Raw genomic sequence first — 15,070 nt, 5'->3', positions numbered from 1 at the left:
TCGCGGGGGCTTCTAGCAGTAAGCCATCGAACTCCACACTCAGCCCAATGCCTGCTCCCGCTCCTGAGTGCTAGTGCCAGGATATCGTCGACAGGGCCTGCGGGACGCAGGCCGCTGCCGAGCCCCGCAGGTCGGGCACGCCACCGGAACGGCGCTGACGGGCACGCCGAGGGCCTGCGTGGGCGCGTGGCCGTTGCGGCGGCATCCTCCGCTCCGGGGGCGTTTCCTGGCCGCGGAATGTCGACGCGGCTCTCCGGCGTCGCCGATGTGTTCTCCACCGCCGGTGCATTGTGCGTGAGGTTCATGGCATCGCTGTCAGATTCCTACCTCAGCGTGGACGAGTCCGGGGCGTCGACCGCAGGCACATTCGAACCTCAGCTGGTCGCCGTGGAATCCACTCGCTCGGAGAAGGCGGGACCCCGCCGGGCGTCAAACATGGTGCGAGCCGAGGTAGGCCTGGACCTCCCTGACGGGTGGGGCCGTGAGGCCGGCGATGGCGGTGAGTACGGGGAGGAATTCCCGACCGACCGCCGCGCGTTCGGCAGGGTCCAGGATCTCGCGCCAGTCCGCCAGAGCGTGTTTGGCGCTGGCTCTGGCGCGGGCGGTGCCCGCGCCGCCGGCGGCGATGTGCAGGCCGGTGGTGTGGAGGTGCCAGCGGGCGGCCTCGGCTGGTCGACCCTGGAGGCGGGCGATCAGGCCGCGCAGTTCGCGGACGTTCGCGACGTTCGGGTCGGCCGGGCCGAGCGCTGCGGTGACCTCTTGGTCGAGTTCTCCGGCCTTGGCCGCTGCGGTCATCAGGGCGCCGTTGGTCTGCGGTTGACCGAGCGTGGCGGTCAGCTCGGCGAAGCGATGGGCGAAGTCGGGTGCCGGCGAGGGCGGTTCGGGCAGGTTCGAGCGAGCAGCCGCGAACACGGGCGGCTCCTCGTAGTACAGACCCTCGTCCTCGCCTACGACGGGCTCCTCCGGGACGGCCCAGAACGCAGGCGTCACAGTCCCCCAGGGGCGGGCCGGCTGGTCCTCGTGAAGCAATGCGTTCTCCTCGGTTCTCACCACTGCACGACGCGCACCACGTGGGTGATCCGCGTGAGTGCCGACGTGCTGTTGCGCCAGCCGCTGTAGGCGACGGTGCGGGTCTTGACGCCGGTGCGCGGGGCCTCGACGATCAAGCCGTTTCCCACGTACATGCCGACGTGGCCCGGCGAGTCGTCCGAGCCGTCGCTGCCTGCGTTGAAGACGAGGTCGCCGGGTTTGACGTCGTCCGGCGACACCCGGGCGCCGGTCTTGACCTGCTCGAACGTCGTCCGGGGCAGGGTGACGCCGGCGTGTGCGTAGGCCTGCTGCATCAGGCTGGAGCAGTCGCACCGGCCCTGGGTGTTGTCGCCAAGCGGGTTCGTGCAGTCCCCGCCCCACTGGTACCAGCCGCCCTGCTGGGCGAGGGCCCATGCCACCGCAGTCTTGACGGCCTGCGGGGTGTCGGCGGGCAGCTGGTAGTCGCCGGGGAGCGTGGCCGGCACGGTGTCGTCGGACTGCGTGTACTTCCGGACGTCCGCCATGATCTTTTTCACGTAGTCATAGGTCTGGCCCTGCGCGAACGAGGCGGGTGGCACGCCCTTGTACTGGTCGACGCGGCCCCATCCGGCGTTGTAGCCGGCCAGCGCGAGTTCGATGGCGCTGCCGTTGTAGTCCGGGTGCTGCTTGGCGGTCTTCAGCAGGCTGCACATGAAGCGGCCCTGGGCGGCGATCGCGTCCTTCGGCTCCCAGACGCTGCCGCCGTTGCCCCAGCTCGCCCAGGTCTCCGGGGTGAACTGGGCGATCCCGTCCGCCTGGCCACTGCTGATGCGCGGGTTAAACCCGGACTCCGCGTTGAGCTGCGCGGCCAGGACGCCCGCGCTCAGCCCCTGGTCGCAGGCCGCCGCTGCCTGTTTGATGAACTCCGCGTACTGCTCAGGCACACCACCCGGTCCGGTGCGAAGAGTGGCCACCGACACCACCGGGGCCACACCGCCTCCGCCGCCCTTCTGGTCGTCGGCGGCAACGGCGACGACCATGACCAGTCCGACTCCAAGAGCCAGCGGACTCAGCCCGACGGCCGCGACCGCCAGCACCGTCGCAGGTTTGACTTGCACTCAGACCCCCCTTGGTCAGAACCCGTCCGCACGACGCTGATTGCCCGCTGACAACCACCCTCGTGCAAGCGGACGCGTCATTCTCACACCCGCCAGCGACACACGTCGCAGGGCATCCTCCCTGATCGGAGCCGTCCCTCCGGTTCAGGCACCGTGCCAGTCACGAATTCGACGTTGTCACAGGCGTGACCAATAATCAGGAACCGAGCGTGTGCGACAAACGTTCGGCTCCGACATTAGACTGCGGGGCCGAGACGGACGGTGACGGGGGTGTTACCGAGCCCGCACCCCATCCAGGGGGCTTGGGAGAGGGCTGTCATGAGTGCCCGTACTCGTGACAGCCACGGCGTGTTCGGGAAGCCTGACCGGAGCGTGGCTGTCCGCTGGCGATATTCGGGGGAGCGTTGGCAAGGAAAGCTGTCCCGTCCGTGGTGATCGCCCCCCACGGACGGGTCGTGGTACCCGTCCTGGCGGCCGTCGGCGGCAGCGGGCGGTCGACGGTCGCGGGGCTGCTGGGTGTCGCACTCGCCCGAGCGGCGGCCGCGGTGGTCCTGGACCTCGCGCCGCGTCTGGCCTCGCCATGGCCGACGTGGGCGGTCGAACCCGGGGCCGGGCTCGCGTCCGTCCCGTCCGATGCACCACTGAGCAGGCGCCAGGCCCTGGCGGCGGCAGCGCGCTTCCCGGCCCCGGCCGGGGCCGGCTGGCACGTGCTGACCGATCACCAGGAGTGGAGTGCGCCACCGCTGGCCCTGCCCGAGGCCCCTGCGGCGTGGCACCAACTGGCCGCCATCGGCGGCTGGCAGGCCGTGATCGCGGACACCGCGTACCCGGTCGCGCACGACATCGTCGCCTCCCGCGCCGCCGGCCGCTCCGGCCTGACCGCCGCCTGGTGTGCGCTTCCGGTGAGCGTTCCCGTCGTGTGTGCGGCGGCCACCGCCTCCGGCATGGCTGCCCTGCAGACCGCACTGACGGCCGCCTCGGCCGACGGACTGCCGCTCGACCGCATGGTCGTCGCCCTCGTGTCCACCGGGGACGGCCGCACCCCCGCACCCGTCCGTGCGGGGGAGACCATGCTGGCGCCCCGCGTCGCGGCCGTCGTCCGGGTCCCGTTCGACCCGGATATCCGCGCCCGGGGCCTGCGGGACGCCGCCCGGCTGGGCTCCGGGGCGCTCCAGGCGGCCGACCAGCTCGCCCGGGCCGTCCTCGCCTCCGCCCACGCCAGCTGGGGCGTCCCGCTGCCACCCGCCGGTCACCCGGCGGCGGCCACTCTTCAGATCCCTTCCGTTGAACCCGTAGAAAGAGTCCTGCTGCCGTGAGCCAGACCCTCCACGCCCTCACCACCCTGCTGTCGGACCCGCATTCGCACGTCCTCGCCGGACCGACGCCCGAGCCGACGTCGATCGAGAACCCGATCCCGGACTTCAAGCCGACGCTGCCGGAGAACGTGAAGAGCCCGACCGGCACGATCCTCGGCTGGGTCGCCGGCGGCGGCCTGGCGCTCGCCGTCCTCGGCGGGCTGCTGGGCTGGGCGGCCGTCGCCATCGGCGAGAACAGCGAGCGCGGCGGCATGGCCGCGCGCGGCAAGAAGGCCATCGTCATGAGCCTCATTGCCGGCATCGGCATCGCCTGCACCAGCGGGCTGATCTTCGCCGCGTACAAGATGGCGGTGACCACCTGATGGACCGCCACGACCGTGCAGCGCGCAGGGCGCGCCTTCGACTGATAGGGATCAGCGCGGTGGCCGGCGCAGTCATCGCGGTGGGCGGCGTCGCCGTCGTCCGCGGCATGTCCGACGACGGGAAGGGCGGCAAGTCGAACGCGGCCCCGACCGTTGTGCCGACCGACTCGGCGAGCAGCGGGCCCGCCGTGTCGGCGAGCCCGTCGGCGACCAAGACGCTGACCCCGAACACAGCCAAACCGGTTCATCTGAACAAGCCGACCGGGCAGAAGGACGGTGCCTCGATCGGATTCCCGCGCTTCGGTTTCGGCGCGATGTCGGCTGCGGTCTACCACCTTGACGAGTTGAGTGTGCTCGACGACGACATGGTGCGTCGCCAGCTCACCGTCACCACGGCCAAGGGCAGTGAGGCGAGCATCGACAAGGCCGTCAGCGAGGTGCGCAAGCTTCGTGAGACGGTCGGCCTGCCGTCCTCCGGGGGCACCCCGGCCGGTATGACGATCAGCACCAACGTGGACGCCGCGCAGGCCTGGGCGCTCGACGACGACGGCCTGGTGATCAACGTCTGGATGCACTACAGCCGCACCGCCACACTGCCCAAGGCCGCCTCGGACGACAGCCCGCTCAAGAACCAGCTGGCCGATGTCGTCCTGATCTGGGAAGACGGTGACTGGAAGATCACCACGGATCCGAAGTGGGTCGCCAAGCGTTTCACCCCGTCGCCCTACAATCCCGACTCGCCGACATCCTTCAAGGACGGCTGGCTGGTGGTGATCCGTGACTAACCGCGGGCTCCTCCGCCTGCTGACCGTCCTGCTTGCCGCGCTCATGTCCGTTGGAGCGATCGCCGCGCCTGCCGCGTTGGCCGACAGCCCGACCGCCCACGCCCCGAACGGCCCGCCCGACCGCCCGTTGAAGGACTGGCTCGCGCAGTGGAACGACCGGGGCGAGAGCAGCATCGGCGTCGACAAGGACAACCACTGGTGCATGCTGCCCGAGGCCGACAACTGCAGGCCCTACAAGAAGCCCGACCTCTACGACAAGTGCGAGGAGAGCGGGAATGCGGACGAGCGAAAGAAGGCCTGCGACGACCCGAACATCACCGCAGCACGCAAGCAGCGTGAGCTTGACAAGCTCAAGGACTGGGAAGCCACGACGGACCACCACACGGAGGGCTATCAGAAGTTCGTCGACGCCGTGGGGAAGTGCATCGAAGGGGGCATGAACTTCCACGACTGCCAGCAGAATAACGCGGGCCTTCTGGTGCCGTCCGGTGGCCTGGGGGACTGGATCGCCGGCAAGATCAGCAAGCTGGCCGCCGACGCGATGCGGGAGATCGCGGGGGACATCGGGGAGGGTACGGTCTGGCTGTTGCAGCAGTTCGCCGGCGCCTTCAACGAGGCCTCGACCATCAACCTGCACCAGGACGGGATCGGGCACATGACCTCGATCATGACGGTCCTGTCCGTCCTGATCGCCACGTTCCTAATGCTGATCCAATTCGCGAAGGTCGCGGTGAGCCAGCAGGGCGCACCGCTGGCGACCCTGCTGAAGGGAATCGGCAAGTACGCGTTGGTACTGGGGGTGTACGCCGGTTCGGCACAGATCGTCCTGCGGTGGATCGATCAGGTGTCGATCTGGATCATCACCGAGTCGTTCGGTGGTTACGGCTCGACCGAGCCGGATGCCGCGGTTCTGATGAAGACGAAGCTCGCCGGTATGTTCGCCGGTCTGGTGGCGGGCAGCGGCGCGGGCGCGACCGGGGCGGCTCTGGTGACCGGCGAGGGCGTGCTGAGCCAGGCCGTGGGCGTGGTGATCGTGCTCGGGATCCTGTCGATCCTGGTCGTCGGGGCGCTGTGGATCGAGGTGCTGATGCGCCAGGCCGGAATCATGGTGCTGATGGTCGCCATGCCCGTCGCCGTGGCTGGGCAGCTTTCCGACGAGACTCAGGAGTGGTGGCCCAAGGCCCGCCGGGCGTTCACCGCGATGGCGCTCGCGAAGCTTGCGATCGTGGTGTGTTTCGGGATCGGGTTCGAGGCGATGGGTCACGCGGACGGTATCCAGAACGTGATCGTCGGCCTGATCGTCTTCTTGCTCGCGGCAGTCGCCTGGCCTGTGTTGGCCCGGTTCCTGACCATGGTGGAGGCCGGCGGCGGCAACAGCGTGGCCGCTGGGATGATCTCCTCGGTCGGCAGCAGCGTCGGCGCAGCGTTCGGCGGGGCCGCAGGCGGGGCCGCCGGTGCGGCCGGGGCCGGTGCCATCGGCGGCGGCTCCGGCTACACCAAGGCGCTGGAGGAAGACACCGCCTCTGCCGCGAGCGGTGGCTCCAACAGCCGCACCCGCAAGTTTCTCCTGGGTAGCAAGGGCTCGATTCGCGGAGCGGCCGGCCTCGGTCTGCAGCTCGCCGCCGCCGGAGCGAGCACGCTGGAGGGCGCGGCGGCGAACACCGCCGCGAACGCCGGCCTGGGTGCTCCCGGCGGCGGCGGCTCCACCGTGATTCCGCGCCGCAGATCCGGCGACGGATCGGCGCCCGCCTCCAAGCAGGGCGGCCAGGACGCCGAAGCGGGCGGCTCGTCGGAGAGCCAGGGCCCCGCCCCGGCGGGTGCGGGTGAGGCCGAGGTGCCGCAGCCAGCGGCTTCCGGCGGCCCGGCCCCGACCGTGGCCGACGCCCCGACGCCCGCCACGGGCCCTGTGGCTCCGGCCACGCCCACGGTGCCGATGGAATCCGCACCGCCAACCACACCGCTGCCGACCACGCCGGAAAGGAGCTGACGCCGTGTCTCTGACCCACAGTGAGCCGGACACCTACACCGGCTGGCAGCGGGAGAAGTCCGGCTTTATCGGCGAGTTGTCCGGCGTGGGCTTCGCCCTGTTGGCCGCCGCCTCGGTCGTCGCCCTGATCCCGATCTACCAGCACAGCTGGACCGCCGCCTTCGTGGCGCTGCCGCTCGCCGGCCTGCTGCTCCTCCTGGCCTACGGCCGCGTGATGGGCCTGGCCGCCGAGGAGTGGGTGCTGCTGGCGGTCCGGTACCAGATCGCCGTCGCCACCAAGCGGAACGTGTTCTACAGCGGGGTGTTCGCCCCCGCCGACAAGGAAGGCAACCAGCCGATGGACCTGCCCGGCGTGCTCGCGCGCCTGCGCATCCTGACCGCACCGGACGGCCAGGGCGGCACGCTCGGCGTCGTCCACAACCCGATCGACAACACCTACACGCTGATCGCCCGCGTCACCTTCCCGGGCCTGGCCCTGGTCGACACCGCCCGGCAGAACGCCCGGGTCCGCCAGTGGGCGGCCTTCCTGCGCAGCCAGTGCAAGGAGGACGGCGCGATCGTCCGCGTCCAGGTGCACCAGCGCAGCCTGCCGGACGACGGTGAGGCCCTGCGCTCGTGGACCAACCGGCACACCGCCGCGGACGCCCCAGCCGCCGCCGTCCAGGCTCTCGGCGAGCTGATGGTGTCGGCGGGTCCGGCGGCGACGATCCGCGAGACGTACCTGTCGGTCACGCTGTCGTCGGTCCGTGCGCGGCTGGCGGTGCGCGGTGCCGGTGGTGGCCAGGTCGGTGCGGCCGCGGTGCTGGTGCGGGAGTTCCACGCCATGCACGGGTCGCTGAGCAGTGCGGGTCTGCAGGTGGTGGAGCTCCTGGACCCGCGCCGGGTGGCGGCCGTGATCCGCACCGCGTACGACCCGGAGGCACAGCAGGTGCTGGCGGCCCGTTCGGCGGCGTCCGATGACGCGTCGTACGCGGGCACGGCTCCCGGTGTGGATCCGGCGTTGGCCGGGCCGGCCGCGGCGGAGTACACGTGGGGGCTGTACCGGCACGACGGGGCGTGGACGGTCACCTACCAGGTGCGGAACTTCCCGCAGTCCGAGGTATACGCCACCTTCCTGCAGCCGCTGCTGCGGCCGAGGACGAACGCGCGGCGGTCGATGTCGCTGGTCTACGAGCCGATCGGTCCGGCCCGCGCACGCAAGGAGCTGAGCAGGGAGAAGACGAAGCGGCAGTCCGCGCGGGCGCTGCGGGCGAAGACGGGCCGGGCGGAGTCGGAGGACGAGCGTCGCGAGTCGGAGATCGCGCGGGCGCAGGACATCGCACGTGCGTCCGGTCAGGGCGTGGTGCGGATGGTCGCGTTGATCGCGGTGACCGTCACGGACCTGGAGGAGCTGGAGACGGCCTGCGCCGAGCTGCAGGCGGACGCGAGCGATGCCGGTCTGGAACTGCGGCGCTGCTGGGGGGCGCAGGACGAGGCGTTCGCCGCGGCCGCGCTGCCGCTCGGCATGGGGCTGCCGCCGCGAAGGGTGGCGATCTGATGGCGGGCTTCCCGTTCACGCGCCGCCGGGACGGGCGCGACACCGTCCTCGAATCGACAAAGGTCAGTGACCTGTTCGACCAGGGCGATGATCTCCCCGCCCAGCGTCAGCCCACGGCGCGGGAGTTGCGGCGTGCCCGCCTGCTGGAGGATCCGGCGACGGCGATGCGGATCGCGCCGAAGAAGGGGTGGCACCAGCCGTTCGCGGGCCGGGCGGCCTCGCACGCGAAGGCCGAGGTGTTCCGTGCGGACACCGGCCGGGCGAGCGGGATCTACCCGTTCCTGCACGCGGCGTCGTTGCCGCCGGTCGGCGCGTACATCGGGTTCAACACGCTCACCATGCAAGCGTTTTCCGCGCATCCGAGCGTGTGGGTGCAGGAAGGACTCGCCACCAACCCGAACGTGATCCTCACCGGCATCCCAGGCAGCGGAAAGAGCGCCCACGTCAAGGCACTGTGCTTCCGTCTGATGGCCTTCGGCCACCGCACGCTCATCGCCGGGGACGTCAAGGGCGAGTACGCGGCGCTGTGCCGTCATCTGGGCACCGAGCCGGTGCGGCTCGGCCCCGGGTTGTCCGGCCGACTCAATCCGCTGGACGCAGGTCCTCTGGGCCAGGACCTCCACCTGATCAAGGACGGCGCCGAGCTCCAGGCTCGGCTCACGGAGATCCATCGCCGCCGTCTCACCCTCTGCAAGGCGCTGCTGGAGCTCCAGCTCAAGCGGGTGCTGCAGCCGCAGGAGGAGGAGTGCCTGGACGTCGCCGTGCGTGAGGTCACCGGCGCGCTGGCCGGCGCCGGCCACACCCGCCTCGACACCCCGACCCTCCCGGCCGTCTACCAGGTCCTCAAGGACCCGACCGAGGCCATGGCCCGGGAGCTGCGCGTGCGCGGCGACGACGTCCAGACGGCGCGCGAGCAGATGGCGAGCATCCGCTCCGCCCTCGGCTCGATGATCAGCGGCCACCTGGGCGGCCTGTTCGACGAGAAGACGTCCGTCTCCCTGGACTGGGACGCTCCGATCCAGAGCGTCGACATCTCCGCCCTCCAGCAGTACGGGGACGAGGTCGTCGCCATGGTGCTGACCTGCGTCTCGTCCTGGGCCCAGAGCGCCATCGACCGTCCGGGCCGCCCGTGGATCATCGTGCGCGACGAGCTGTGGCGGCAGATGCAGTCGGGCGGCTCCTCGATGGTCCGCAAGATCGACGCCGACCTGCGGCTGTCCCGCGCAACGGGCACCATCCAGCTGCTCGCCACGCACCGCCTGTCCGACTTCGAGGCGGTCGGCGCGGCCGGTTCCGAAGCCGTCGCCATCGCCAAGGACCTCATCGCCAGCTGCGAGACCCGCATCCAGCTCGCCCAGGACACCAAGCCGCTGAACCTCACCCGCGAGGCGATCGGCCTGACCGACGCCGAGTGCGACCTGATCGGCTCCTGGGGCGCCGGGCAGCGCGGGCGGGCGCTGTGGAAGGTCGGGCGCGGCGGCGGTTCGCACGCCGTGCAGCTCCTGTTGTCGCGCACCGAGCGCGAGTTGTTCGAGACCGACGAGAAGATGGTGATCTGAGGTGGCCGCCGACAACCGGGTGGACGACGGCACGTTCCTGTTCGGCCTCGCCGCCGGAGCGGTCATCTCGCTGGGCGCCGTGTCGCTCGCGGCCGGCGCCCTGGCGGGACTGCTGTCCGGGGGCGGCCTGCCCAAGATGACCGCGTCCGTGCCCGAGACGCTGCTGCTGTCCGTCGCACAGGGGCCGGCCTCCGTCTACCAGCCGGCCCCGCCGGCCTGGCTGTTCTACACCGTCTTCGGACTCCTGGTCGTACTCCTGGCCGTCCTCGCCGGGGTGGTCGTGCGGCGTCTCGGCCGTCGCCGGCGTCGTTCACTGGCGGGCGGGGCGACGTGGGGCGGGGCGAAGGTCGAGAAGGAGATGGCTCTGCCCGGCGCCCCGGCCGAGCGCGCGGACCGCATCACCGCAGGGCGCGGGCAGGAGACCCGGAAGATCGTCGGCGTCATCGAACGCAGCGCGAGCGCGATCGCGTTCGGCCCGCCCGGCTCCGCGAAGACCTCCGGCCTGCTCGCCCCGAACGCGGCCGAGTGGCAGGGGCCGGCGCTGGTGACGACCACCAAGGCCTCCGACCTCGAGGAGATCTACGCCGCCCGCAGCCACATCGGCCCGGTGTGGGTGATCGCCCCGGCGGGGCTGCCCGCCGGGCCGTGGCTGACCGCGCACTGGTCGCCGGTGGACTACGCCGTCGACGACGAGGCCGCGGAGCGCATGGCCGAGTGGATGGCCGATGCGAGCCAGAAGACGTACGACCCGAAGGCCGAGCCGTGGCTGATCCAGGCCCGCGCCATCGTGGCCGGCCTGCTGCTCGCCTCCCGCGTGTCCAAGGGCGGCATCAAGTCGTTCCGGCGCTGGCTCACCCAGGGCGAGGCGGCGGTCGACCACGTTCGCGCGATCCTGGAGGAGGACCACCCCGAGGCGGCACTGGACTACGCGCAGCCCTGGACGACGCTCCACGACGACGGCAAGGGCTCCGTCCAGTTCACCCTGAACGTCCTCGCGGCGACGTACCGCAGCACCGGCATCCGCGAGGCCGCCGAGCGGACCGACTTCAGCGCCGAGGAACTGCTGGAACGCAACGGCACGCTCGTGCTGATCGCAGCTCCCTCGCAGGCCGACCGCTTCGCGCCCTACTTCACCTCGCTGATCGCCGCCGTCCTGCACGCGGCCGAGGCCCGCTACGAGAAGCTCGGCCGGCACCCCGACCGCTCGCTCGGCCTGTTCGTCGACGAGGCCGGCAACTTCCTGCGCTACCCGAAGCTGCCCAACGTGCTCACCACCGGCCGCGGCATGGGCATCACTGTGCTGAGCATCTGGCACGACTACTCGCAACTCGCCGGCCGGATGGGCCGCGAAGGAGCCAAGACCATCATCTCCGCGAGCACGCTGCGGCTGCTGCTGCCGGGCATGGCCGACGACGAGACGATGCGCTACATGTCGTTCCTGTTCGGCCGGGAACTCGTGGAGAGGACCAGCCACACCACCGGCACCGGCCGAGACTCCACCTCCACCAACGTCGTCGAGTCCGACCTGCTACCCGTCCACCAGTTGCGCGAGATCCCTGAACACACCGCGATTGCGCTGTACTTCAACCGTCCGCCGATCCGGGTGCGCATGCGCCTGACCTGGCGCGACCCGGACGTCAAGGCGTGGCTGGCTCGGCCTCCCGCGGTGCCGCCTGTCGACGCGTTGCCGTACCAGGCCCGGGAGGCCACCGATGCATGACCCCGCCACCGGAAGCACCGCGCCCCCGCCGCCGAGGCGGTGGGTGTGGTCTGCGATGATGCCCGCGGACAGGCAGCAACGCCTCGTCGAACTCGCCCCGTGGGTCGACTGGCTGATCGCCCACCACCACCTGCACCGCAAGATCCCCCGCTGCTGGTACCGGGACGGCCACGAGCCGATCCTGGAGATCCTGACCGCGCTCTACCTCGGCTGGGTCCGCACCTACTGCGGCGACCCCACCCGGACGGGCACCTTCGGGGAACTCGCCTGGATCAAGGAGCTCCACTCCGTCACCCCGTACCTCGCCGCCCCGGCCTGTGAGGAGGGGCATCAGGATCCGCCGACGCGGAAGAAGCCGACCGGCGAGGCACTGTCCGACTGGCTCGACGACGACCCGAGCCGGATCGCCGCGGCCTCGTACCACCCGGCCGAGGCCGAGGCCAACCGCCTGGCCGCCGCGCACGCGATGAAGGCAGGCGGCTGGCCCTCCTGAGTTCGACAGATGCGCCTCGCCGCCATCGGTGCTTCCGGTGGGGGCGAGGCGCATCCGTGTTCGCGCAACCGTCCTATCGCGACGGCCCGCTCCGGCCCTGGCCGCGGTCCTGCACCGGCCCGAACTGCTGGACCTGCTGCTGCGGAACCGCCGCCCGCTGAGCCGCCTGCACCCGCTGGGCATTCTCGGCGAGACGCTGAGCTGGAGGTTGGGCAGCGCGCCTGCCCAGCTCCTGCCGGATCTGACCCGTCGCGATGTCCAGGCCGGCTGCTCGCTCGTTCGCGGCCTGCGCCTCCGACTGTGCCGCCTCCAGGCCCCGCTGCCGCGCCGAGGTGGCACGCGCCAGCACCTCCGCCGGATGACCGCCGGACTGCTGCCAAGTCGCCAGTACCGCGTCATGCTCGGCGGGATCTCCAGCCGCCCGGGCACTCACCTCCAGCTGCTTCCGGGCAGCGTCGAGGTGCTGCTCACCGCTCCGCGTGGCCACGCGAAGGTCCGCCAACTGCTGCTCGAGGACGTCACGCTCGGCACCACGAACAGCGGGCCTCCCGAACCCGCCCCGCTCCGCCAATCGCCCCTCCACCGCGTCAGCCTGCTGGCGAGTCCGTTCGACGTCACCAGCCAGCCGCTCCACGAGGGTGCCATCCGCCCGGCTCTGCAGGATGGCATCCACCCGCTCGGCCCGGGCAGCTACACGCTGCTCGACCTCGCCGCCTGGCGCGAGGGAGGTCGCGATCTCGTCGGCCCGTCCTTCGGCGTTCGCTGCCTGGCTTCGGGCGGTCTCCGCTTCCCGGGCGGTGTGGGCGAGCAGCGCGGTAAGGTCGGCGTCTGGCACGTCCCCGTAGAGAAGCCGCTGCGCGTCACCCGCCTCCGCCTGCACCGCCGGGCCCGCAGCCGACCTGTTGTCGGCCGACGGTTGGGTGGTCGCGTGGACGAACTCGGCTCGACTCGCCCGGTCGGGGAACTGTTCCATCCGGAACCAGGTGCGGGCGGCCTGCTCCTCCGAAATCCCCTGCCCGGCGAGATGGTCCTGCAGCTTGCTGTAGACCGGGTGATCGACTCGGCGCACCACGCTGTCGAGCACGGTCTTCAGCTGTGGGTCGACGTCAGGGCTTCGCTCGACCCACTGCCGGACGGCTTCGGTGAACTGCAACCTCTCCTGCATCCGCTCGGCGAGCCAGCTTGCATCCGCCGGGCCGAGAGCGGCGCGTTCGGCGGCGGCGTCGTACACGGCCCGCAGCGCCGCAGCCTTGATCGCCTCGCGTGTCAACGGGTCCCTGAACCGCTCCGGGACCAACATCGGGTTGAAGCCGCGGAGGACGTCCGGAACGTCCCGCTGACGCCGCTGCTGGGGACCGTCGGCCGCCATACTTCGCGGGGTGTCCAGCGGGCTGTTCAGGGTGTGCTCGATGACGTTGACGGGCTCCTTGCTGGCGAAGGTCCATCCTGGGGTGGGGTGGAGGTCGTCAAAGGGATACCCCTTGCCCTCGCCGGTCTGCTCGGCCCTCAGATGGACGACATATCCGATCTTCCGATCGGGGCGTGGATCGTCCGGTGCGGCCCCGAAGAAGGCGTAGCGGCCCTCGAAGTCCGTTTTCGGGTAGGCAGCAGACAGAAGCTCCTGCACCGTCCCTTTGAAGCTGCTGTCAACCAGTGTCAGTCGGCTGCCGGGCTTGTCCACGGGGACGCCTTGGCGCCGGAGGTACGTGGTCAGGTTGCGGTGAGCTCCCGAGATGCTCTCCGACGCGACCCGGTCCCGTGTTCCCCGGAATCCTTCGATCTCGGGGAAGCTTCTTCCGCTGTTGTGCTCGAGATCCTGGAGCGCGGCCTCCGCAACGACGCGCGAGAGCACGACCTCACGGCAGCTTTTGGCGAAGAAGTCCGGGTCAAGGGCCCGTGTTGCGGCGGCGAAGCTGTGTCCATCCCGTCCCAGGAAGACGATGACCCGGCCCTGGTCGGCGTCCGCCCTGAGATCGGGAAGCATCTCGGCTGCGATGGACGTAATGAACGGTCCGTGAAAGCGGCGGAAGACGTCATACGCCTCCGTGGCGGCTTCTCGTCCAGCAGGCGTTAATTGGTATCCGTCCAGGAGCGCGGAGAGGGTCGGATACTCCTGCTCTATCAACTCCGCTCACTTTCCGGACGAGCGGCTGCCGACGTCGGCTGGCCTGTCAGGGTCCTGGTCAGCCATGCCATGAAGGCGTCATAGTCAGCCTCGAAGCTCCACCGCAGCCGGACGCCGTCGTCGCTGGCGGTGGTTCGTCCGATGTCGTCCATCGCGATGCCGATGTCGTCGGAGTCGACGAAGGGGAGGTTGAGGGCAGCCGAGAGGGTGAGCGCGTCGTGCTGCATGCTGCCGGGGTGGAAACGGCTGAACCACGCGTCCAGGTGTGCCGCGAGGAGGCCGGCCCATCGCGGCGCATCGGAAGAGGCCAGCCACGTGTACAGGGGGCTCTGCTGCGTGACCTCGATCCGGGGCGTGAACGTGACCTCGGATGCGATGAACTCGGGCGTGGTCAGGTGCCCGACGGCGACTGCCGCAAGCACATCGTGGGCGGCTGGCACGTCCAGCCGGACGTTGTGCTCGGCGCGCTCGGGGTTGCGGTAGCGCAGGGCTCCGCCCATCTGGGTCACCCTCAGGCGTGAGGCCGCCTCGGGTGCCGCGGCGAGAACGTGGGCGAGGTTCGACAGCGGTGCCATCCCGACCCACCTCACCGGCCCGTCGGTGGAGGCCAGGACCTCGCGGACGGCGGCGACGACGTCGGTGCGCTGGGCTGGGACGTCCTGTGGGATGAGGTGCTCCACCACGAAATACGGCGTGTCGGAAAGCTCGGCGCCGGCCACCGTCGCCACGTCGGAGCGACCCATCAGGTCCAGGAGATGACGCGCGAAGCGTGCGCGACGGCCCTTGGACTCGTCCCCGGTGATGACGAGCTTCAGATCCGACGTGTACCGTGCGGCGGCAGCGACGGCCAGGGCGTCGTCGGCATCCCCGCCGATGTCGGTGTCGATGATGAGCGGCGCGTTGCGAAGGTCCTCCGGCCAGGAGGCCGAACGCATGTCATCCGCCATCATCCCGAACACGCCGCCGGGATCTGTCTTGCCCAGCGCCATGATGGCTTCCCAGTGCCGGCGCAGGTCGTCCCACGTATCTTCGGAGTTGTCCCCCACGTCATCCCCCTTCG

12 protein-coding genes are annotated in these 15,070 nt (G+C 70.7%); 8 read left to right on the top strand and 4 right to left on the bottom strand.

The genetic code is table 11. The features are described from left to right. Positions 1–429: 429 nt before the first annotated feature. The gene (locus ACWCXH_RS20540) at positions 430–1,029 is read right to left on the bottom strand and encodes a hypothetical protein (RefSeq protein WP_449802851.1); all 600 of its coding nucleotides are present in this window, start codon (positions 1,027–1,029) and stop codon (positions 430–432) included. Between the two features lie 17 nt (positions 1,030–1,046). Continuing rightward, positions 1,047–2,126: an NlpC/P60 family protein gene (locus ACWCXH_RS20535; protein WP_449802850.1), complete on the bottom strand. Its 1,080-nt coding sequence runs from the start codon at positions 2,124–2,126 to the stop codon at positions 1,047–1,049. Positions 2,127–2,554: 428 nt separating this feature from the next. Between ACWCXH_RS20535 and ACWCXH_RS20530 the strand changes: the two genes are divergently transcribed. From ACWCXH_RS20530 to ACWCXH_RS20495, 8 genes are read left to right on the top strand one after another with little or no spacing between them, the layout of a single operon-like run. Then, positions 2,555–3,442, top strand: a complete 888-nt coding sequence (locus ACWCXH_RS20530; RefSeq protein WP_449802849.1) for a hypothetical protein — start codon at positions 2,555–2,557, stop codon at positions 3,440–3,442. After that, the gene (locus ACWCXH_RS20525) at positions 3,439–3,804 is read left to right on the top strand and encodes a hypothetical protein (protein ID WP_449802848.1); all 366 of its coding nucleotides are present in this window, start codon (positions 3,439–3,441) and stop codon (positions 3,802–3,804) included. Before ACWCXH_RS20530 ends, ACWCXH_RS20525 begins: the two co-directional genes overlap by 4 nt. Next, positions 3,804–4,589 (top strand): hypothetical protein, encoded by a 786-nt coding sequence (locus tag ACWCXH_RS20520; protein ID WP_449802847.1) that lies wholly within the window; start codon positions 3,804–3,806, stop codon positions 4,587–4,589. Before ACWCXH_RS20525 ends, ACWCXH_RS20520 begins: the two co-directional genes overlap by 1 nt. Further along, positions 4,582–6,576 (top strand): hypothetical protein, encoded by a 1,995-nt coding sequence (locus tag ACWCXH_RS20515; protein WP_449802846.1) that lies wholly within the window; start codon positions 4,582–4,584, stop codon positions 6,574–6,576. Before ACWCXH_RS20520 ends, ACWCXH_RS20515 begins: the two co-directional genes overlap by 8 nt. A gap of 4 nt (positions 6,577–6,580) precedes the next feature. Beyond that, positions 6,581–8,113: an SCO6880 family protein gene (locus tag ACWCXH_RS20510; protein ID WP_449802845.1), complete on the top strand. Its 1,533-nt coding sequence runs from the start codon at positions 6,581–6,583 to the stop codon at positions 8,111–8,113. Further along, entirely contained in the window at positions 8,113–9,672 is a 1,560-nt protein-coding gene (locus ACWCXH_RS20505) for a type VI secretion protein (protein WP_449802844.1), read from the top strand. Before ACWCXH_RS20510 ends, ACWCXH_RS20505 begins: the two co-directional genes overlap by 1 nt. A 1-nt stretch (position 9,673) precedes the next feature. After that, positions 9,674–11,392 carry a type IV secretory system conjugative DNA transfer family protein gene (locus tag ACWCXH_RS20500; protein ID WP_449802843.1) on the top strand — a complete coding sequence of 573 codons (1,719 nt, stop codon included), beginning with the start codon at positions 9,674–9,676 and terminating at the stop codon, positions 11,390–11,392. Between the two features lie 55 nt (positions 11,393–11,447). Beyond that, positions 11,448–11,885 carry a hypothetical protein gene (locus tag ACWCXH_RS20495; RefSeq protein ID WP_449802842.1) on the top strand — a complete coding sequence of 146 codons (438 nt, stop codon included), beginning with the start codon at positions 11,448–11,450 and terminating at the stop codon, positions 11,883–11,885. A 73-nt stretch (positions 11,886–11,958) separates the two neighbouring features. Here the strand turns inward: ACWCXH_RS20495 and ACWCXH_RS20490 are convergent, their stop codons facing one another. Further along, a complete protein-coding gene (locus ACWCXH_RS20490; RefSeq protein ID WP_449802841.1) occupies positions 11,959–14,010 on the bottom strand; it encodes a hypothetical protein in 2,052 nt (683 codons plus the stop codon). Next, positions 14,007–15,056 carry a nucleoside hydrolase gene (locus ACWCXH_RS20485; protein WP_449802840.1) on the bottom strand — a complete coding sequence of 350 codons (1,050 nt, stop codon included), beginning with the start codon at positions 15,054–15,056 and terminating at the stop codon, positions 14,007–14,009. Before ACWCXH_RS20485 ends, ACWCXH_RS20490 begins: the two co-directional genes overlap by 4 nt. Positions 15,057–15,070: the final 14 nt, after the last annotated feature.

The organism is Kitasatospora sp. NPDC001660, from assembly GCF_053596725.1.
Note: the sequence above shows the minus strand (reverse complement) of the source record. Positions and strands in the feature narration are given on the sequence as shown.

Bases quoted from the DNA above. Each gene is read 5' to 3' on its own strand.
- ACWCXH_RS20520 (WP_449802847.1), top strand. From the start codon at position 3,804: ATGGACCGCCACGACCGTGCAGCGCGCAGGGCGCGCCTTCGACTGATA.
- ACWCXH_RS20505 (WP_449802844.1), top strand. From the start codon at position 8,113: ATGGCGGGCTTCCCGTTCACGCGCCGCCGGGACGGGCGCGACACCGTC.
- ACWCXH_RS20495 (WP_449802842.1), top strand. From the start codon at position 11,448: ATGATGCCCGCGGACAGGCAGCAACGCCTCGTCGAACTCGCCCCGTGG.